Source organism: Sediminicoccus sp. KRV36 (assembly GCF_023243115.1).
Lineage (GTDB): Bacteria > Pseudomonadota > Alphaproteobacteria > Acetobacterales > Acetobacteraceae > Roseococcus.
Map to the genome: position 1 here is coordinate 1,762,467 of NZ_CP085081.1, position 19,814 is coordinate 1,782,280.

Consider the following 19,814-nt stretch of genomic DNA (forward strand, 5'->3'; position numbering starts at 1 on the left):
GACGTGGCTCCGTGAGGCGTCAACCCCGCCCCCACCTGTCCCGCTTGGCGTGCTGCGCCGCACGCCATATGAGGGTGCGGGCAGAGGATGGTGATGATGCGCAAGGTAGCGACGGTGTTTGGCGGCGCGGGCTTCATCGGCCGCCAGGTGGTGCAGCGCCTGGCGCGCGCGGATTGGGTGGTGCGCGTGGTGACGCGCGATCCGCTCGGCGCGCGCGGCATGCACACCATGGGACGCGTCGGCCAGATCGCGGGCCTCGCCGCCGATGTGACGGATGAGGCGGGTGTGGCGCGCGCCGTCGCGGGCGCTGGCGTCGTCGTGAATTGCGTCGGCATCCTGCATGGCCGATTCGATGCGGTGCAGGGCGAGGGGCCCGCGCGCATCGGCCGGCTTTCAGCGGCGGCGGGTGTCGAGCGCGTCGTGCATATCTCGGCCATCGGCGCCGATGCGGCGAGCGAGAGCGCCTATGCCCGCAGCAAGGCGGCGGGAGAGGCGGGGCTGCTGGCGGCTTTCCCGCAGGCTACGATTCTGCGCCCCTCGATCGTCTTTGGCGAGGGCGATGCCTTCTTCAACCGCTTCGCGCAGCTCGGCACGCTGCTGCCCTTCATGCCGGTGATCTGCGGCGAGACGAAGTTCCAGCCCGTGCATGTCGGCGATGTGGCGGATGCGGTGATGGCCGCCCTGGCCGACCCCGCGACGGCGGGCCGGATCTATGAGCTCGGCGGCCCACGCGCCTGGAGCTTCCGCGAATTGCTGGCCTTCATCGTGAAGGAGACGGGCCGCAACCGGCGCCTGCTGGATATTCCGCTGGGCGTCGCGCGGGTGCAGACGCGCTTTGCGGAGCTGCTGCCCAACCCGCCTTTGACGCGGGATCAGCTGATCTTGTTGCAGCGCGATAATGTCGTGGCCGCTGGCGCGCTGACCCTGGCGGATCTCGGGATCAAGCCCGGGGCGGTGGAGGCGCTGGTGCCGCCCTATCTGGAGCGTTTCAAGCCTGGCGGGGCGCGGCGGGTTCGCCCGGGCGGGTAAAGTCCGTATCGGACCTAAATCGGCTTGTCCGGTTAATCGAATGTGACTGGATGATGGCGGGATGTCGAATTAATGTCAGTAAAGCTGTCCTTATAGGCATTTTCCCTCTGGCGTTCCCTGAAAAGCTTGGCTATGGGCATGGCGCGCCGCGCATCCTCGCGGCGAAATCCGCTTCGAGGATGCCCCGATGGCTGAGCGCATGCTGCAATTCGTCCGCCTCCAACAGCAGACGCCCGACAAGCGTGCGGCCGGCGCGCGGCGCGAGGATTTCAACGAGATCTACGCCCGCTTCGAGCCCGCCAAGGCGGCCGAACAGGCCAGCCGTTGCAGCCAGTGCGGCGTGCCCTTCTGCCAGGTGCATTGCCCCTTGCAGAACAACATCCCCGACTGGCTGAAGCTCACCGCCGAAGGCCGCATGGAGGAGGCCTATGAGGTCGCTTCCGCCACCAACACCTTCCCCGAGATCTGCGGCCGCGTCTGCCCGCAGGATCGCCTCTGCGAGGGCAATTGCGTCATCGAGAAGGGGTTCGACAGCGTCACCATCGGCTCGGTCGAGAAATACATCGTGGACACGGCCTGGGAGAATGGCTGGATCAAGCCGCCCACCCCCTTGCGCGAATTGCCCTGGAGTGTCGGCATCATCGGTGCCGGCCCGGCCGGGCTGGCGGCCGCCGAACGGCTGCGCGTGCGCGGCTTCCAGGTGCATGTCTATGACCGGTATGACCGCGTCGGCGGGCTGATGATCTATGGCATCCCAAACTTCAAGCTGGAAAAGGACGTGGTGCTGCGCCGCTGGGAGCAATATGCGGCGGGCGGAATCCAGTTCCACATGAATGTCGCGGTCGGCCAGGATGTCTCGCTCGAGGAACTGCGCGAGCGGCATGACGCCGTCTTCATCGCGACGGGCGTCTACAAGGCGCGCGATATCGAGCTGCCGGGTGCCGAGCTGCGCGGCGTGGTGCCGGCCCTGGACTACCTCACCGCCTCCAACCGCAAGGGCCTGGGCGATGCCGTGCCGGAATTCGACAGCGGCGCCCTGAATGCCGAAGGGCGGGACGTGGTCGTGATCGGTGGCGGCGATACGGCGATGGATTGCGTCCGCACCGCGGTGCGCCAAGGTGCGAAGTCGGTCTCCTGCCTCTATCGCCGCGACAAGGCGAATATGCCGGGCTCGATGCGCGAGGTGAATAATGCGGAGGAGGAGGGGGTGAACTTCCTCTGGCTCTCCGCGCCGGAAGCCTTCCTGGGTGCGCAGGACGTGACGGGCGTGCGCGCCGTGAAGATGCATCTGGGCCTGCCGGACGCCACGGGCCGCCAGCAGGTGGAACCCATCGAGGGCAGCCATTTCGTCCAGCCCGCCACGCTGGTGGTGAAGGCGCTGGGCTTCGACCCCGAGGACCTGCCCCTGGCCTTCAACGAGCCCGCCCTGCCGGTCTCGCGCTGGGGCACGCTGAAGGTGGATCACAAGACGATGATGACGGGCCTGCCCGGGGTGTTCGCCGGTGGGGATATCGTGCGCGGCGCCTCGCTGGTCGTGTGGGGCATTCGTGACGGCCGGGACGCGGCGGCGCAGATCGAGGCCTATGTGAAAGCGAAGGCCAGCCTGGCGGAAGCGGCGGAATGATGCCGCCCGATGACGAGAGCGCCCCGGTGCACGGCAATCAGGTGCACGGCAATCAGGGGCGCGGCAATGCGGATGGGTCGGCCAAGGGGATGATGACCATGGAACACAACTACATCGAGACGTTCGAGAACAACGCCGCCCTGCTGAACGCCGCCGGCATCGACACGACCGAGCATGATGCCTGCGGCGTCGGCCTCGTGGCATCGCTCAGCGGCAAGCCCTCGCGCGCGGTGGTGCTGGCGGGCATTGATGCGTTGAAGGCCGTCTGGCATCGCGGTGCCGTGGATGCCGATGGCAAGACGGGCGACGGTGCCGGCATCCATGTCGAGATCAGCCAGGAATTCTTCGCCGAAGCCGTGCGCAATGGTGGCGACCGGGTGAAGCCCGGCCCCATCGCCGTCGGCCAGATCTTTCTGCCCAAGACGGATTTCGGTGCGCAGGAGCGTTGCCGCCAGATCGTCGAGACGGAAATCCTGGCCAGCGGCTATGCCATCTACGGCTGGCGCCAGGTGCCGATCAACGCGACCGTGATCGGCGAGAAGGCCAATGCGACGCGCCCCGAGATCGAGCAGATCCTGATCCATGATCCCGAGCAGCGCGACATCGCGACGATGGAGCGGGACCTCTATGTCATCCGCCGGCGGATCGAGAAGCAGGCCATCGCTGCGCAGATTCCGGAGCTGTATCTCTGCTCCCTCTCGGCGCGCAGCATCATCTACAAGGGCATGTTCCTCGCGGAATCGCTGAGCGAATTCTATCCCGATCTGCAGGATGAGCGCTTCACCTCGCGCTTCGCCATCTACCACCAGCGCTACAGCACCAACACCTTCCCGACCTGGCGCCTGGCGCAGCCCTTCCGGATGATCGCGCATAATGGCGAGATCAACACGCTCTCGGGCAACGTCAACTGGATGAAGGCGCACGAGACGCGGCTTTCGCACCCGCTGCTGGATGCCCATCTGGAGGACATCAAGCCGGTTGTGCAGGCGGGTGGTTCGGACACCGCCAGCCTCGACAATGTGTTCGAGCTGCTGGTCCGCGGCGGGCGTGATGCGCCCATGGCCAAGGCGATGCTGATCCCGGAATCGCTCGGCAACAACGCGACCATGCCGCCGCGCCACCATGACCTGTTCCTTTACTGCAATGCGGTGATGGAGCCCTGGGATGGGCCGGCCGCACTCTGCGCGACCGATGGCCGCTGGGTCGTCGCGGGGCTCGACCGCAACGGCCTGCGCCCGCTGCGCTACACCGTGACGCAATCCGGCCTGCTGATCGTGGGTTCCGAGACGGGGATGGTGAAGATCGCCGAGGATGCGGTCACGGCCAAGGGCCGCGTCGGCCCCGGCCAATGCATCGGCGTGGATCTGGAGGAAGGCCGCCTCTACCTCGATACCGAGCTGAAGGACCTGCTGGCCGCCCGCAAGCCCTTTGGCCAATGGGTCAGCCGCACCACGCCGATTGACGAAATCGTGAAGACCGCAAGCCCGCAGCCCGCCCAGATGACGGGCGAGACGCTGCGCCGCACGCAACTCGCCATGGGCTACACGCTGGAGGAGCTGGAGCAGATCCTGCACCCGATGGTGGAGGATGCGCAGGAGGCCGTCGGCTCCATGGGCGATGACACGCCCATTGCCGTGCTCTCCAGCCAGTATCGCGGGCTGCATCATTATTTTCGCCAGAATTTCGCGCAGGTGACCAACCCGCCGATTGATTCCCTGCGTGAGACGCGGGTGATGTCGCTGAAGACGCGCCTCGGCAATCTCGGCAATATCCTCGATGAGGACCCGACGCAGTGCGACATGCTGATGCTGGACAGCCCCGTGCTCTCCAGCGCGCAATTCGGCGCGATGCGGCACTACATGGGCAGCAGCGTCTGCGAGGTGGATTGCACCTTCCCCGTCAGCGAAGGCGAAGCCGGCCTGCGCCAGGCGCTGGCGAGGATCCGCCGCGAAGCCGAGGAGGGCGTGCGCAGTGGCTGCCAGCACGTCATCCTCACCGACGAAGCACAGGGCCGCGAGCGCGTCGCCATCCCGATGATCCTGGCGGTTTCGGCCGTGCACACGCATCTGGTGAAGACCTCGCTGCGGACCTTTACCAGCGTGAACCTGCGCTGCGCCGAGTGCCTCGATGTGCATTACTTCGCCGTGCTGATCGGCGCGGGTGCCACCACGGTGAATGCCTATCTGGCCGAGGCTTCGATCGCCGATCGCCACCGCCGCGGCCTGTTCCCGGGCCTCAGCGTCGAGGCCGCGATCGAACGCTACAAGAAGGCGGTGGATAAGGGCCTGCTCAAGACCATGTCCAAGATGGGCATTTCGGTCATCTCCTCCTATCGCGGCGGCATGAATTTCGAGGCGATCGGCCTTTCCCGCGCGTTGATGGCGGAGTTCTTCCCGGGCGTTGCCTCGCGCATTTCCGGCATTGGCCTGGCTGGCATCGCGCGGCGTGTGCTGGCGCTGCATGAGCGCGCCTTCGGCTCGGAGGTGATCACGCTGCCGGTGGGTGGCCTCTACAAGCTGCGCCAATCGGGTGAGGCGCACGCCTTCGGCGGCACGCTGATCCACACGCTGCAACACGCGGTCGAGACCGACAGCTACCAGACCTTCAAGCGCTACAGCGAAGGCGTGCGCAAGCAGGCGCCGGTGGCCCTGCGGGACCTGCTGGATTTCCGCATGGAGGGGCTGAAGCCGATTGCGCTGGAGGAAGTCGAGAGCATCACGGAAATCCGCAAGCGGCTGATCTCGCCCGGCATTTCGCTCGGCGCGCTGAGCCCCGAGGCGCATGAGACGCTCTCCATCGCGATGAACCGCATCGGCGCGCGCAGCGACAGCGGCGAAGGCGGTGAAGACCCCGAGCGCGCCAAGCCGCGCGCCAATGGCGACAATGCCAATTCCGCGATCAAGCAGATCTCCTCGGGCCGCTTCGGCGTCACCGCCGAGTATCTCAACAATTGCCGCGAGATCGAGATCAAGGTCGCCCAGGGTGCCAAGCCCGGCGAGGGCGGGCAGCTGCCCGGCTTCAAGGTGACGGCGCTGATCGCGAAGCTGCGGCATTCGACACCGGGGGTGACGCTGATCTCGCCGCCGCCGCATCACGACATCTACTCCATCGAGGATCTGGCCCAGCTCATCTACGATCTGAAGCAGATCAACCCGGATGCGACGGTCTGCGTGAAGCTGGTGTCGCGTTCGGGCATCGGCACGGTGGCGGCGGGTGTGGCCAAGGCCAAGGCGGATGCCATCCTCGTCTCCGGCCATAGCGGCGGGACGGGTGCCAGCCCGGTGACGTCCATCAAATATGCCGGCCTGCCGTGGGAGATGGGGCTGTCCGAGACGCATCAGGTGCTGCTGCTGAACCGGCTGCGCCACCGGGTGAAGCTGCGCACCGATGGCGGGCTGAAGACCGGCCGCGATGTGGTGGTGGCGGCCATGCTGGGGGCCGAGGAATTCGGCATCGGCACGGCGTCGCTGGTGGCGATGGGCTGCATCATGGTGCGGCAATGCCATTCCAACACCTGCCCGGTGGGCGTCTGCACGCAGGATGATGCGCTGCGCGCCAAGTTCACCGGCACGCCGGAAAAGGTGATCAGCCTGTTCTCCTTCGTGGCGGAGGAGGTGCGTGAAATCCTGGCCAGCCTCGGCTTCCGCAAGCTGGAGGAAGTGATCGGCCGCACGGATCTGCTCAAGCAGGTCAGCCGCGGCGCCGATGATCTGGATGACCTCGATCTCAACCCGCTGCTGGTGAAGGCCGATGCCGGGCCGCATGCGCCCTATTGCACGCTGGAAGGCCGCAATGAGGTGCCCGAGACGCTGGACGCCGACATGCTGCGTGACGCCGCCCCGCTGTTCGAGCGCGGCGAGAAGATGCAGCTGGCCTACAATATCCGGAACACGCATCGCGCCATCGGCACCAAGGTCTCGTCCCGGATCGTGCGGCAATACGGCATGAGCGGCCTGCAGGAGGGGCATCTGACGGTCCGGCTGCGCGGCAGCGCGGGCCAGTCGCTGGGCGCCTTTGGCGTGCGGGGCCTCAAGCTCGAAGTGTTCGGCGATTCGAATGACTATGTGGGCAAGGGCTTGTCGGGTGCGACCATCGTGGTCCGCCCCGCACCCTCCTCCGGCCTCGTCTGGAATGAGAACACCATCATCGGCAATACCTGCCTTTATGGGGCGACGGCTGGCGCGCTCTATGCGGCGGGGCAGGCGGGTGAGCGCTTCGCGGTGCGCAATTCGGGCGCCATCACGGTGGTTGAGGGCGTGGGGGCCAATGCCTGCGAATACATGACCGGCGGCACCGTCGTGATCCTGGGCGTGGTGGGCGACAATTTCGGCGCGGGCTTCACCGGCGGTCAGGCCTTCGTCCATGACCCGCTGGCGCTGTTCGAGCGGCGGGTGAACAAGGACACGCTGCAATGGCAGCGCCTGGCTTCCGCGCATTGGGAGGGCGAGCTCAAGCGCCTCATCGAGCGCCACGTGGCTGAGACGGGCAGCCGCCACGCCGCGCGCATCCTCAATGACTGGGAGAATGAGCGCGGCGCCTTCTGGCACATCGTGCCGAAGGAATACGCCAAATACCTGGCGCGGCCGATGACCGAGGTGGCGGAAGCCGCCGAGTAACGGCCCCGCCTTCACTCACCGGGCGGCAGATGGCATAAGTGGGGGGTGCGAATCCTCTATCATCTGCCGCTCTCGCCCTATTCGCGAAAGGTGCGCCTGGCCCTGGCCGAAAAGCGCATCCCTTTCGAACTGCGCGTGGAAAAAGTCTGGGACCGGCGGCCCGAATTCATCGAGATGAACCCCGCCTGCACCGTGCCGGTGCTGGTGGAGGAAAACGGCCTCGTCCTCGCCGACAGCTACGCCATCTGCGAATATCTGGACGAGGCCTATCCCGATATCGCGCTGTTCGGCCGCACCTTGGCCGAACGCGCGGAAGTGCGGCGGCTGCTCTCCTGGTTCGACAACCTCTTTGGCGCCGAGGTCTCGCGCAACCTGATCTGGGAGCGGCATCTGAAGCGGCAATTGGGGCATGGCCATCCGGATGGCGCCGTGATCCGCGCGGGCTATGCCAATCTCAAGACCCATCTGGACGAGATCGGCTTCCTGGCCGAGCGCCACACCTGGCTCGCGGGGCCGCAGATCAGCATGGCGGATTTCGCGGCGGCCGGGCATCTCTCGGCGCTGGACTACGCCAATGACGTGGATTGGAGCCACAACCAGTCGGCGCGCGACTGGTATGCCCGCGTGAAGTCGCGCCCCTGTTTCCGCGCCCTCCTGGCCGACCGGATCAGCGGGCTGGAACCACCGCCGCACTACGCCGACCTGGATTTCTGAGAGACCGTTTGGGAATGCTGGCGGCGGAGGATGCGCGAGGGATTTTTCGCTCCTGCAAGGCGCCGGACGCCGCCGATGCTGGTTGCATCGGCAAGTCTGGCGTCACGCCGGAGGCGTGCCTTCGGCACGACACGGCAGGGGCGGAAAAGACCCGCGCAGCCGACCCGCCAGCATTCCCAAACGGTCTCTAAGGCGGTCATCCTTGACCCAAGCCGACAAGCCATGGCGCCGCGGGCTGCGCAACGGGCTCGTGCTGGGCCTGCTGGCGCTCGCTGGCCTGATCCTGATCAACCGCGGCGAAGTGAATGCGGTGGGGCTTGTCCTCCTGACGCTGCCCCTGGCGCTGCTCGCCTCCTTCACGCTGCACCTGCCGCAGCTCATGTTCGGCGCCAAGGCGTGGCTCGTCCTGCTGCCGCCCGAGCACAGGCCCTCCTTCTGGCGCATGGTCCGGCTGCGCTGGTACCGCGAGGCCGGTGATTCCCTGCTGCCGGCCGGCGCGGTGATGGGGCAGGCCGCCGTGACGCGCCTCATGATCCGTGACGGCGTGCCGACCGAATTGGCGACGAGCACGGCCACCATCGGCATTGCTCTCGAATCCGTGGCGCAGCTGCCCTTTCTCATGCTGGGCCTCGCCATGCTGCTGACGCTGGACCGGCACGCCGAGACCTCGGGCTTCCTGATCGGCCTCGCGGCTGTCCTGGCGACCGTGGTGGGCCTGTTCGCGGTGCAGCGACCGCCAGCGTTGCGCGCCTTGCGGCGCCTGCTGGTGCGCCTGGCCCGCCGCTGGCCGCGCCTCGACCCGGCCTGGATTGACCAGTTCCAGGAAGCGATGCTGCGCCTGCACGCGAACCGTCCCGCCTTGGCCCGCGCGGTGGCGCTGCATTTCGGTTCCTGGATGATGGGTGCCATCGAGATGATGGTCCTGCTCTGGCTGATCGGCCATCCGGTGAGCTTCGCCGAGGCGCTGGTGATCGAGAGCTTCGCGCAGGTGCTGCGCAATGCGGGCTTCCTGCTGCCAGGCTCGGCCGGTGTTCAGGAGGGGGCTATCCTCGCGGCGGGGATGCTGATGGGCGTGCCGCTCGCAGCCAGCGCCAATGCCGCGCTGGTGCGCCGCACGCGGGAGATCCTGGTGGGCAGCACGGGGCTGATCGCCTGGCGGCAGGATGAGATGCGGGGCGCCCGCGCTCAGCCATAGGTCAGCGCATCATCCGCCCGGCTGCCGCTGGCCCGCACCGGCCCGCCATCGGTCATGGCCAGCGCCACCGCCTCGGCCACGCGAATGCCATCCACCCCGGCCGACATGATGCCCCCCGCATAGCCCGCCCCTTCGCCCGCCGGATACAGCCCGCGCGTGTTCAGGCTCTGGCAATCCACCCCGCGCGGAATCCGCAGCGGCGAGGAGGTGCGCGTCTCCACCCCCGTCATCACCGCATCGGCCAGGGCGAAGCCGGGGATCTGGCGGTCAAAGGCGGGCAGCGCCTCGCGCATCGCGGCCACCACGAAATCCGGCAGGCAGGCGGCAAGATCGGTCGGCGTGACGCCGGGGCGGTAGGAGGGAATGACATCGCCCAGCGTGGTGGAAGGGCGGCCGGCCAGGAAATCCTCGACGCGTTGCGCCGGTGCGGCATAGGTGCCGCCGCCGGCCGCGAAGGCGGCCTCCTCCCAGTGGCGCTGAAATTCGATGCCGGCGAGCGGCCCACCCGGGTAATCAGCTGGCGTGATGCCGACCACGATGCCGGCATTGGCGTTGCGCTCATTGCGCGAATACTGGCTCATCCCGTTGGTGACGAGGCGCCCCGGCTCGCTCGCCGCCGCCACCACCGTGCCCCCCGGACACATGCAGAAACTGTAGACCGAGCGCCCATTGGCCGCGTGATGCACCAGCTTGTAATCGGCCGCCCCCAGCAAGGGGTGCCCGGCATGCGGGCCGAAGCGGTTGCGATCAATCAGCGATTGCGGATGCTCGATCCTGACACCGATGGAAAACGGCTTGGCCTGCATCGCAACCCCGCGCGCATGCAGCATGGCGAAGCTGTCCCGCGCCGAATGCCCGATGGCCAGCACCACATGCCGGGCGGCGATGCGCTCCCCGCCTTCCAGCACCACGCCCTGGACCTGGCGTGACGCGTCGAGGTCGAGGTCATCCACCCGGCAGCCGAAGCGGTATTCGCCGCCCAGCGCCTCGATCGTGGCGCGTATGGATTCCACCATCTGCACCAGGCGGAAGGTGCCGATATGCGGCTTGCTGACGTAGAGGATTTCCTCCGGCGCGCCGGCCTTCACGAACTCCTCCAGCACCTTGCGGCCGAAATGGAAGGGGTCCTTGATCTGCGACCAGAGCTTGCCGTCCGAGAAGGTGCCAGCCCCGCCCTCGCCGAATTGCACATTGCTTTCAGGGTGCAGCGTGTTCCGGCGCCAGAGGTCCCAGGTGTCCTTGGTGCGTTCGCGCACCACCTTGCCGCGCTCCAGGATGATCGGCCGGAAGCCGGATTGCGCCAGGATCAGCGCTGCCAGCAGGCCGCAGGGGCCGGTGCCGATGATGACGGGGCGTTCGGCCAGGCCGCCCGGCGCGCGCGCCACGAAGCGGTAGGCCGTATCGGGCGCCTGGCGCAGGGCCGTGTCCCGGGTCAACAGCGCCGCTTCCTCCGGCGCTTCCACATCCAGCGTATAGGCCAGCATGATCCGCCGTGGATTGCGCGCGTCATAGCCGCGGCGGAAGATGGTGAAGCCATGGATTTCGGCGCCACCCAGCCTTGCGCGGATGGCGGTTTCCAGCGCCTCAGGCGGATGATCGAGGGGCAGGCGGATTTCGGTCAGTCGAAGCATGCGCCTCCCCTCGGCCGTGATGGGCCTTGGCGTCAAGTCCGCTATGCGAAAGGGGGCTATATCGGCGCGCGAAAGCCTGCGCTATGAAGCCCGTGATGAGCTTCAAAGACACATTCGCCAATCGCCAGACCTCCGCAGCCGACGCCAAGCGCAAGCTGATGGAGCGCTTCCGCGCCCAGCCCGGCCCGGATGATCCCGCCGTCATCGCCCGCCTGGCCGAGCAGAAGGCCGCCGGTGAGGCGCGCCTGCTGCGCCAGGCCGAGGCACAGCGCCGCGCCGATGAAAAGGCCGCCGCCCTCGCCGCCGCCAAGGCCGAGGCCGCCGCCCAGAAGCAGCGCGACATCGAGGAAGCCGCCCGCGCGGTGATCGAGGAAAAGCGCCGCGCCGCCCAATTGCTGGTCGAGCAGAAGGCCGCGCGGGACGCGCGCTACGCGGCGCGCAAGAAGCGCCGCTGAGGCCCCCCGAGCGAGCCTGACAGCGCGCCCTACAGCGCGCCCTGTTCCTTGAGCACCTGCTCGGCCATGCGTAGCGCGTCTATCGAGGCCGGGAAGCCGCAATAGGCGACGGCGTGGGTGAAGACCTCGCTGATCTCCTCGGCCGTGCAGCCATTGTTCAGCGCCGCCACCAGATGGATGCGCAGCTCATGCGGGTGATTCAGCGCGCAGAGCATCCCCAGCGTGATCAGGCTGCGCTGCTTGCGGTCCAGCACCGGCCGGGTCCAGAGCGTGGCATAGGCCATCTCCTCCGAAAGGGCCCGGATCGCCGCGTTGAAGGGCGTGGTGGTCGCGTCACGCGCCTCGGTATAGGCGGCCCCCAGGATCTCCCGCATTTCGGCGCGGCCCCGCTTGCGGAGCGCGGCGTGGGCTTCATTCTCGTCCATGGTCAGAATGGCTCCGCGCTGTCGCGCCGCAGCAGCCGCCGATAGGCGCCCTGCTCGCGCGAATGGCCGGTGACGGCATCGGCCAGCGCGTCCAGCCAGCCGGAGAACCAGGCCTTTCCCCAATCGCCGGTCTGGGCCATCGGGTTTTCCAGCACCGAGGCGCCCGCCTGGAAGGCCACGCGGCCGGCCGCATAGGCGTCATCGCTGACGAAGTTGTCGTCGGGGTCCACATCCTCGGGCATTCGGGATTCCTGTGATTCGACCCTGGATATGACATCGCAGCGGCGGCCGCGCCATCCTATATTGGGGGCATGAACATGATCGCCCCCCTGCCGTTCCAGCCGATCCGCCAGCCCATGCCGCCCGCCGGCAAGCCGTTGCGCGTGGTCAGCCCCTTCGAGCCGAATGGCGACCAGCCCACCGCCATCCGCGAACTCATCGCCGGCGTGCAGGGCAATGAGCGGGACCAGGTGCTGCTGGGTGTCACGGGCTCGGGCAAGACCTTCACCATGGCGAAGGTGATCGAGGCGGTGCAGCGTCCCACCTTGGTGCTGGCGCCCAACAAGACCCTGGCCGCGCAACTCTACGGCGAGATGAAGAGCTTCTTCCCCGACAACGCGGTGGAATATTTCGTCAGCTACTACGACTATTACCAGCCCGAAGCCTATGTGCCGCGCACCGACACCTATATCGAAAAAGACAGCCAGATCAACGAGCAGATTGACCGCATGCGGCACTCTGCCACGCAATCCCTGCTGGAGCGGCGGGATGTGGTGATCGTGGCCAGCGTCTCCTGCATCTACGGCATCGGCTCGGTCGAGACCTATTCCAACATGGTGGTGAAGCTGGAAGTGGGGGGCAGCATCTCCCGCGATGCGCTGCTGAAGGGCCTGGTCGAGCAGCAATATCGCCGCAATGACATGGCCTTCCAGCGCGGCAGCTTCCGGGTGCGGGGCGAGAGCGTGGATGTCTGGCCCGCGCAGCTGGAGGATCGCGCCTGGCGCATCAACCTCTTTGGCGACGACATCGAATCCCTGCGCGAATTCGACCCGCTGACCGGCGAAATCACCGGCGAGTTCGAGCGCGTGAGCATCTACGCCAACAGCCACTACGTGACGCCGCGGCCGACGATGCAGCAGGCCATCGGCCGCATCAAGGCGGAGCTGAAGGAGCACCTGCTGATCCTGGAAAAGGAGGGCAAGCTGCTGGAAGCCCAGCGCCTGGACCAGCGCACCACCTTCGATATCGAGATGATGGAGACCACCGGCTCCTGCAAGGGAATCGAGAATTATTCCCGCTATCTCTCCGGCCGGAATCCGGGCGAACCGCCGCCGACGCTGTTCGAATATCTGCCCGAGGGCGCGTTGCTGGTGGTGGATGAAAGCCACGTCACCGTGCCGCAGATCGGCGGCATGTATAAGGGCGACTATGCGCGCAAGATCATCCTCAGCGAATACGGCTTCCGCCTGCCGAGCTGCACAGATAACCGCCCGCTGAAATTCGAGGAGTGGGAGAGTTTCCGCCCGCAGACCGTCTTCGTCAGCGCCACCCCCGGCCCCTGGGAAATGGAGCGCACCGGCGGCGTCTTCGCCGAGCAGGTGATCCGTCCGACCGGCCTTGTGGACCCCGTCTGCGACATCCGCCCTGTGGAAAATCAGGTGGATGACCTGCTGGCCGAGTGCAAGGCCTGCGCCGCCAAGGGCGAGCGCGTGCTGGTCACGGTGCTGACCAAGAAGATGGCCGAGCAACTCACCGAATACCTGACGGAAATGGGCGTGCGCGTGCGCTACCTCCATTCCGATGTGGACACGCTGGAGCGCATCGAGATCATCCGCGACCTGCGCCGCGGCGTGTTCGACGCGCTGATCGGCATCAACCTGCTGCGCGAGGGGCTGGATATTCCCGAATGCGGCCTCGTGACCATCCTGGACGCGGATAAGGAAGGCTTCCTGCGCTCCACCACCTCGCTCATCCAGACCATCGGCCGGGCGGCCCGCAATGCCGAAGGCCGCGTCATCCTCTACGCCGACCGCATGACCGACAGCATGAAGCGCGCCCTGGAGGAGACGGAGCGGCGGCGCAACAAGCAAATCGCCTACAACACTGAGCACGGCATCACCCCCACCTCCATCAAGCGGGAGATCAGCGATGTGCTGCGCGATGTGAGCCAGGGCGACTACGTGACGGTGGAGGCGGTGGAGGGCGATGCGACGGCGCAATTCGTCGGCCGTGACCTGCGCTCGGCCATCGCCGAGATGGAGAAGAAGATGCGCGCGGCGGCGGCCGACCTGGAATTCGAGACGGCGGCCCGGCTGCGCGACGAGATCAAGCGGCTGGAGGCGCTGGAACTGGACATCGCCACGCCGGGCAGCGCCCCATCGGGCAGCGCGCTGACACCCAATGAGGCCGGGCGTTCCCTGCGTGAGGCGACGCCCAAGAAGGACTGGAAGCCCAAGCCCATGGGGCCAGGGGGCGGGGGCTATGACCCGAAGAAGATGAAGGCCCGCGGGGGAAGCCGCGGGCGGTCGGGGCCGTGAGTTCGACCAGAATATCGGCGTCGTGACACAATTGTCCGGCGCTGGTTCTACGCGGCTTTGCGGGCAGTGTACTGATACGCGCAGGGGACGCTGAAGGAAGGGTCGCTCGTGGACAGACGCAGCGTGACCTCGCCATCGGTGACTTGCCCGCTGCCCGATGACGATCCAACCCAGACCGGACCGGAGAAGGTGACATCGGAGATGGACCCGCCCGGGTTCACACGCGCTGTCAGCAGGTTGCGCCCCCCGCCGAGGCGCATCGAAAGCCCGCCATTTGCCACTGTCATCACGATGCGGCCGCCGGGCTGACCACAGACAGGCGGAGAGATGGATAAGACCGTCCCGGTATACCGGCCATCGAAAGAGGGGTCGCCGGTCGGGGCGGTGGCCTGGGGACTGGACGTGCCATCGCCAGCCGCGCAGCCAGCAACAAGGAGGCAGGCAAGGATCAACTTTCGCATGGCGATGCTCCGGGTTGGATCTGTATCAGAGGCGATTATTGCGCTGCCTGCAAATTGAATGTCATGGAAATGTCGCGGCGCGGCGATCATGCGATGCGGCACCCCGCGGGCCTGTCACAGCTGCTCCTCCACCGGCAGGCGCCGCACCAGCCCGGCCAGCACGCGCCGCCATGCGCCTGCCATTGGTTCCTGCCGGAGGGTCGCGACGCCGCCATCGCGCCAGCCGATCCGCCCATCCTCCCACACCACCTGCCAGCTCACCGCCGGATCCGCGAGGCGCGCATGTTCCGCCGCCACTTCGCCGGCGATCACGGCGTCGCACACGAAGGTGCCCATCTCCGTGTTCAGCGCGGCCGAGCGCGGATCGAGGTTGAAGGAGCCCACGAAGCCCAGCGCGCCATCCACCGCAAAGGCCTTGGTGTGCAGCGCCGCCCCGCGTGAGCCGAGCAGGCTGGTCTTGCCCTTGGTTTCTCCGTCCGGCCAGCGGGGTTTCAGTTCGAACAGCGTCACCCCCGCCGCCAGCAAGGCCTGGCGATACTTCGCGTAGCCGCCATGCACGGCCACCACATCCGTCGCCGCCAGTGAATTGGTGACGACGGAAACCCGCACCCCGCGCGCGCACAGGTCACACAGCAGCTTGAGCCCGGCCTGGCCCGGCACGAAATAGGGCGAGATGAGCAGCGCCTCTTGCCGCGCCTGGCGCAAGGCATCGGCGATCTCGGCGGCGATGCCGCCAGCGGCGCGGGCGCGCTTGCGGGCCCGCAGCCCGCGCTTCGCCTTCGCCGGCGGGTCGGCCACCACCTGGATGGCGTGATGCGGCAGCAGCCGCAGCCCCGACCCCTGGGCCAACTCATCCAGCACCGGCTCCCCGAGGCGGGCGAGCAGCGCATCCGCGGCCGGGCGATCCTCCGCGCAGGCCAGCACCATGCGCAGCGCCGGCAAGCCGCCCTGGCGCTCGGCGGTGGCGGCGGCGAGGCGCGCGGGCCGCGCCAGAGGGCTCGCCCAGTAGCGGTTGAAGACGTGCGTCGCCTGCTGCGCAGCCGGCCCCGCGATCAGCAGATCGAGGTCCCGGAATTGCACGGCGCCGCGCGCGCCCAGGCCGAAATACGCATCGCCCAGGTTGCGCCCACCCACCACCGCCAGGCAGTCATCGGCGATCCAGGATTTATTGTGCATGCGCCGGTTCAGATGCCGCCCGCCAAAGGCCAGCTCCAGCAGAAAGCCGAGGCGGCCGAAGCGGCGCCAGCGCGTGCCGTTGAACAGCCGCACCTCGATCAGCGGATGCGCATCCAGGGCGGCCAGCGTGCGCTCCCGGCCCAGGGCATAGACGTCATCCAGCAGCAGCCGCACCGTCACCCCACGATCGGCGGCCTCAAGCACTTCCTGCGCGAGCAGCTGCCCCGTCACGTCGCCGCGCCACATGTAATATTGCAGGTCGAGGCTGCGGCCGGCGGCCCGCGCGCTGGCGGCCCGCACGGCGAAGGCATCGCCGGCATCGCGCATCAGGGCCACGCCGCTGACGCGCCCCGCGGCATGCGGCACTGCGTCGGCGATGCTGCGTTGCAGGAGGGTCTGGTTGGGTGTGCTCATCTTGCAGCTGGAGGGAAGGCCATGCGGGGGGATAGCAGAAACCAGCCGGCACCGCGCGGGTTGCAGGGGCTGGCCGTGGCGCCCCGCATGTCGCAGGATTTGGAAAACCGAGGGAACCACGCCATGAACCGCCGCAACCTGCTCCAGGCCCTGCCGCTGATGCTGCCTGCGGGCGCCGCCTTCGCCCAGGCGGATTGGCCGACGCGGGGTGTCTCCATCATCGTTCCCTTCGCGCCCGGCTCCTCCTCCGACATCATCGCCCGCGCCATGGCCAATGCCATGCAGGGCGCGCTGGGCCGGCCCGTCACGGTGGAAAACCGCCCCGGCGCCACGGGTGAGGTGGGGGCCCGCCAGGTGATCCGCGCGGCACCGGATGGCTATACGCTGATGCATGCGCCGATCAGCACCTGGGCGATCAACGTCGCCCTCCGGCCGAACCTCGCCTATGACCCCGTCACGCAGCTCACCCGCATCATGCAGACGGTGCGCACGCCCAATGTGCTGGTGATCAACAGCGCCGCCCTTCCAGCGACGGACCTGCCGGGCGTGCTGGCCTGGCTGCGGGCGCCCGGGCGCAATGCCAGCTATTCCACCAGCGGCGCCGGCTCCTCCGATCACCTCACCATGGAGATGTTCCGCCAGGCGACGGGGACGGAGATCACGCATATCCCCTTCAGCGGCGGCGCGCCGGCGACGACCGCGCTGCTGCAGGGCACGGTGCAGCTTTCCTTCCAGAATCTCGGCTCGATCATGCCGCATATCGCCGAAGGGCGAGTGCGCCCCATCCTGATCACGTCGGAGGCGCGCAGCCCGCTGCTGCCGCAGGTGCCGACGGGCGCGGAGCTCGGCCTCAGCGATTTCGTGGTCTATTCCTGGCAGGGCTTCGGCGGGCCGCCGGCCATGGCGCCCGCGCTGGTCGAGCGGGTGCATGCGGCGGCGGTGGCGGGTTTGCGCGCACCCGTCGTCGCCGCGCGCCTGGGTGAGCTGGGCTTTGATATCGTGGCGAGCACGCCAGCAGCTTTCGCGGCCTTCCAGGAAGGCGAGATCGCGCGGTGGCAGCGCGTCGTGCGCACCGGCCGCATCACGGTGGATTGACGGGTTGGGCCAAGCGCCTAGCCTTTGGCCACAGAAACGCTGAGGAATGCCATGACCCCGCCCGAACGCCTGCGCGCCCATCTTGCCGAACCCGGCTTCGTCGTCATGCCCGCCGTCTGGGACGGGCTGAGCGCGAAGCTGGCCGCGGGGGCCGGCTACAAGACCGCCTTCCTCTCCGGCTCCTGCGTGGCGGCGAGCCGGCTGGGTGGCCCCGACCTCGATCTGATTTCCTTCGGCGAGATGTTCGACAGCTTCAACATGGTGCATGGCGCCGCCCCCGAGACGCTGATCCTGGCCGATGGCGACCATGGCTATGGCAACCCGCTGAACGTCCAGCGCACCGTGCGCGCCTATGGCCGCGCCGGGGCAGCCGCGATCCTCATCGAGGACAAGATCACGCCGCGTCAGCTCACCTCCTCCGGCAAGCCCTGCCTGCCGCGTGAGGAAGCGCGCATGAAGATCCGCGCCGCTGTGCAGGCCGCGAAGGATTCCGGCATCCTGATCCTGGCGCGCACCGATTGCCGGCCGACGCAGGGCATTGATGAGGCGGTGGCGCGGATCGAGATGTATGTCGAGGAGGGGGCCGATATCCTGTTCCTCGACAGCCCGGCCGATGATGAGGAATTCCGCCGCGCGGTGGCGGCGGCGAAGGGCAGGCCCTCCTTCGCGGTGCTCTCGCCCGGGCCGGGGCGGCGCATTCCCTCGGTGACCGAGGCGGCGGCGCTGGGGCTGAAGATCGGCACCTACCCGACGGCGATGCTCTCACCTGCCATCGCGGGGATGCAGGCGGGGCTGGCCGCGCTGCTGGCGGGCGAGGCGGAGAGTGCCAGCGCGCTCAGCCCGGCCGTCCTGCGCACCACGCTCGGCTATCCGGATTATGACGTGCAGGGCAAGCCGTTCCTGGTGTAGCGCGCCCATCGCCCCAGCGGCGCTGCCCGGGCGGAGATCGCCGTCACGGGGTCCCATTCCGCGAGGTTGGCGGGGCCGGTGATTTCGCCGCAAGCTGGCGGGCATGATCCTGGCCCTGCACCTGGCCGCGCAATGCGCGGTCATCATCCGCGTCCTGCTCCGGCCGCATCGCGACCCAGCCTCCCGCGTGGCCTGGGTGGTGCTGGCCCTTGCCGTGCCGGTGGTGGGCATGCTGGCCTATCTGGTGCTGGGCGAGACCAATATCGGCCGCCGGCGGGCGGCGCGGATGCAGCGCGTGCTGGCGGAATTGCCCGAAGCGGCCCGCATGGGCCTGGCCGAGGGCGCGGCGGCCCCGGCGATTCCGGAGCGTCTGGAGGGGTTGTTCCGCGTCGGCCAATCCATCAGCGGCTATGGGCCGGTGGGGGGCAATACGGCGCGGCTGATCGGTGATTCCAACGCCTCCATCACCGCCATCGTCGCCGATATCGATGCGGCGACGCGGCATGTGCATCTGCTGTTCTATATCTGGCTGCCCGATGGCAATGGCCTGCGCGTGGCCGAGGCGCTGAAGCGGGCCGCGGCGCGCGGCGTGGCGTGCCGGGCGGTTGCGGATGACATCGGCTCCCGCGCCATGATCCGCAGCCCGCATTGGGCGGCGATGGCCGCGGCCGGCGTGCGGCTGGCGCGCGCGCTGCCGCTGGGCTTTCCCATCCTGCGCACGCTGGATGGGCGGATTGACCTGCGCAACCACCGCAAGATCATCGTGATCGACAACCGCATCACCTGGTGCGGCAGCCAGAACTGCGCCGATCCGGAATTCCTGCCCAAGGCGAAATTCGCGCCCTGGGTGGATGCGGTGATGCGCTTCGAAGGCCCGATCGCGCGGCAGAACCAGCATCTCTTCGCCAGCGACTGGATGAGCTGGGGCGATGACGACCTGCGTGACATCCTGCTGGAGCCGCCGGGCCCGGATGCGGCGGGCGGTATCATCGCGCAGGTGGTGGCCAGCGGGCCGACCGAGCGCCACTCCGCCATGCCCGAGATGTTCCAGAGCCTGATCTACGCCGCCCGGCGGGAATTGGTGATCTCCACCCCCTATTACGTGCCGGATGAGGCCATGCAGGCGGCCTTGCGGGCGGCCGGCAATCGCGGTGTCGCGACCAGCATCATCTTCCCCGCGCGCAACGACAACTTCGCCGTGGCCGCCGCCAGCCAGAGCTACTACGCCGATCTGCTGGAGGCGGGCGTGCGGATCCATGAATATCAGGGCGGCCTGCTGCACACCAAATCCCTGACGCTGGATGGCGAGGTGACGCTGATCGGCTCGGCCAATATGGACCGCCGCAGCTTCGACCTGAACTACGAGAACAACATCCTACTGTACGACGCCGAGGCCACGGCCGCGATGCGCGCCCTGCAGGAGAGCTACATCGCCCGCAGCCGCCCGGTCCTGCCCGCCGATGTGGCGGCCTGGCCGTGGCATCGGCAGTTGCGGAACAACATCGCCTCGGTGCTCAGCCCCGTTCTGTAGGC

General features: G+C 67.9%; 15 protein-coding genes. 10 read left to right on the plus strand and 5 right to left on the minus strand.

The features are described 5' to 3' along the window. The first annotated feature begins 90 nt into the window (after positions 1 to 90). The 5 genes from LHU95_RS08010 to LHU95_RS08030 all read left to right on the plus strand — a co-directional run bounded on the left by LHU95_RS08010 (position 91) and on the right by LHU95_RS08030 (position 9,178). Positions 91 to 1,029, plus strand: a complete 939-nt coding sequence (locus LHU95_RS08010; protein ID WP_248710843.1) for a complex I NDUFA9 subunit family protein — start codon at positions 91 to 93, stop codon at positions 1,027 to 1,029. 187 nt (positions 1,030 to 1,216) lie between these two features. Beyond that, positions 1,217 to 2,653 carry an NAD(P)-dependent oxidoreductase gene (locus LHU95_RS08015; RefSeq protein WP_248710844.1) on the plus strand — a complete coding sequence of 479 codons (1,437 nt, stop codon included), beginning with the start codon at positions 1,217 to 1,219 and terminating at the stop codon, positions 2,651 to 2,653. An 89-nt stretch (positions 2,654 to 2,742) separates the two neighbouring features. Next, the gene (gene gltB, locus LHU95_RS08020) at positions 2,743 to 7,269 is read left to right on the plus strand and encodes a glutamate synthase large subunit (protein ID WP_248711523.1); all 4,527 of its coding nucleotides are present in this window, start codon (positions 2,743 to 2,745) and stop codon (positions 7,267 to 7,269) included. A gap of 45 nt (positions 7,270 to 7,314) precedes the next feature. Then, positions 7,315 to 7,983 (plus strand): glutathione S-transferase family protein, encoded by a 669-nt coding sequence (locus LHU95_RS08025; RefSeq protein WP_248710845.1) that lies wholly within the window; start codon positions 7,315 to 7,317, stop codon positions 7,981 to 7,983. Positions 7,984 to 8,185: 202 nt separating this feature from the next. Further along, complete coding sequence (locus LHU95_RS08030) at positions 8,186 to 9,178, plus strand: lysylphosphatidylglycerol synthase domain-containing protein (protein WP_248710846.1); 993 nt, start codon at positions 8,186 to 8,188, stop codon at positions 9,176 to 9,178. On the opposite strand, the gene LHU95_RS08035 is transcribed toward LHU95_RS08030, so the two are convergent. Continuing rightward, positions 9,169 to 10,809: an NAD(P)/FAD-dependent oxidoreductase gene (locus LHU95_RS08035; RefSeq protein WP_248710847.1), complete on the minus strand. Its 1,641-nt coding sequence runs from the start codon at positions 10,807 to 10,809 to the stop codon at positions 9,169 to 9,171. The genes LHU95_RS08030 and LHU95_RS08035 overlap by 10 nt on opposite strands. Positions 10,810 to 10,904: 95 nt before the next feature. Between LHU95_RS08035 and LHU95_RS08040 the strand changes: the two genes are divergently transcribed. Beyond that, positions 10,905 to 11,264, plus strand: coding sequence for a DUF6481 family protein (locus tag LHU95_RS08040; protein ID WP_248710848.1), 360 nt, complete (start codon positions 10,905 to 10,907; stop codon positions 11,262 to 11,264). A 29-nt stretch (positions 11,265 to 11,293) separates the two neighbouring features. Here the strand turns inward: LHU95_RS08040 and LHU95_RS08045 are convergent, their stop codons facing one another. Together LHU95_RS08045 and LHU95_RS08050 are read right to left on the minus strand one after the other, a co-directional pair. Continuing rightward, positions 11,294 to 11,689: a carboxymuconolactone decarboxylase family protein gene (locus tag LHU95_RS08045; protein WP_248710849.1), complete on the minus strand. Its 396-nt coding sequence runs from the start codon at positions 11,687 to 11,689 to the stop codon at positions 11,294 to 11,296. A 2-nt stretch (positions 11,690 to 11,691) separates the two neighbouring features. After that, positions 11,692 to 11,931 carry a hypothetical protein gene (locus tag LHU95_RS08050; protein ID WP_248710850.1) on the minus strand — a complete coding sequence of 80 codons (240 nt, stop codon included), beginning with the start codon at positions 11,929 to 11,931 and terminating at the stop codon, positions 11,692 to 11,694. 69 nt (positions 11,932 to 12,000) lie between these two features. Here LHU95_RS08050 and uvrB point away from each other — a divergent pair, with 69 nt between their 5' ends. Next, on the plus strand, positions 12,001 to 14,226 hold the full coding sequence (gene uvrB, locus LHU95_RS08055; RefSeq protein ID WP_283094297.1) for an excinuclease ABC subunit UvrB: 2,226 nt from the start codon (positions 12,001 to 12,003) through the stop codon (positions 14,224 to 14,226). A gap of 47 nt (positions 14,227 to 14,273) precedes the next feature. Here uvrB and LHU95_RS08060 read toward each other — a convergent pair whose 3' ends face one another. Together LHU95_RS08060 and LHU95_RS08065 are read right to left on the minus strand one after the other, a co-directional pair. Continuing rightward, positions 14,274 to 14,687: a hypothetical protein gene (locus tag LHU95_RS08060; RefSeq protein WP_248710851.1), complete on the minus strand. Its 414-nt coding sequence runs from the start codon at positions 14,685 to 14,687 to the stop codon at positions 14,274 to 14,276. Positions 14,688 to 14,801: 114 nt separating this feature from the next. Next, positions 14,802 to 16,277, minus strand: a complete 1,476-nt coding sequence (locus LHU95_RS08065; protein ID WP_248710852.1) for a phospholipase D family protein — start codon at positions 16,275 to 16,277, stop codon at positions 14,802 to 14,804. A gap of 123 nt (positions 16,278 to 16,400) precedes the next feature. Between LHU95_RS08065 and LHU95_RS08070 the strand changes: the two genes are divergently transcribed. The 3 genes from LHU95_RS08070 to cls all read left to right on the plus strand — a co-directional run bounded on the left by LHU95_RS08070 (position 16,401) and on the right by cls (position 19,812). Beyond that, entirely contained in the window at positions 16,401 to 17,372 is a 972-nt protein-coding gene (locus tag LHU95_RS08070; protein ID WP_248710853.1) for a tripartite tricarboxylate transporter substrate-binding protein, read from the plus strand. Positions 17,373 to 17,423: 51 nt separating this feature from the next. Next, positions 17,424 to 18,281 carry an isocitrate lyase/PEP mutase family protein gene (locus LHU95_RS08075; RefSeq protein WP_248710854.1) on the plus strand — a complete coding sequence of 286 codons (858 nt, stop codon included), beginning with the start codon at positions 17,424 to 17,426 and terminating at the stop codon, positions 18,279 to 18,281. 103 nt (positions 18,282 to 18,384) lie between these two features. Beyond that, positions 18,385 to 19,812, plus strand: coding sequence for a cardiolipin synthase (gene cls / locus LHU95_RS08080; RefSeq protein ID WP_248710855.1), 1,428 nt, complete (start codon positions 18,385 to 18,387; stop codon positions 19,810 to 19,812). Positions 19,813 to 19,814 lie beyond the last annotated feature (2 nt).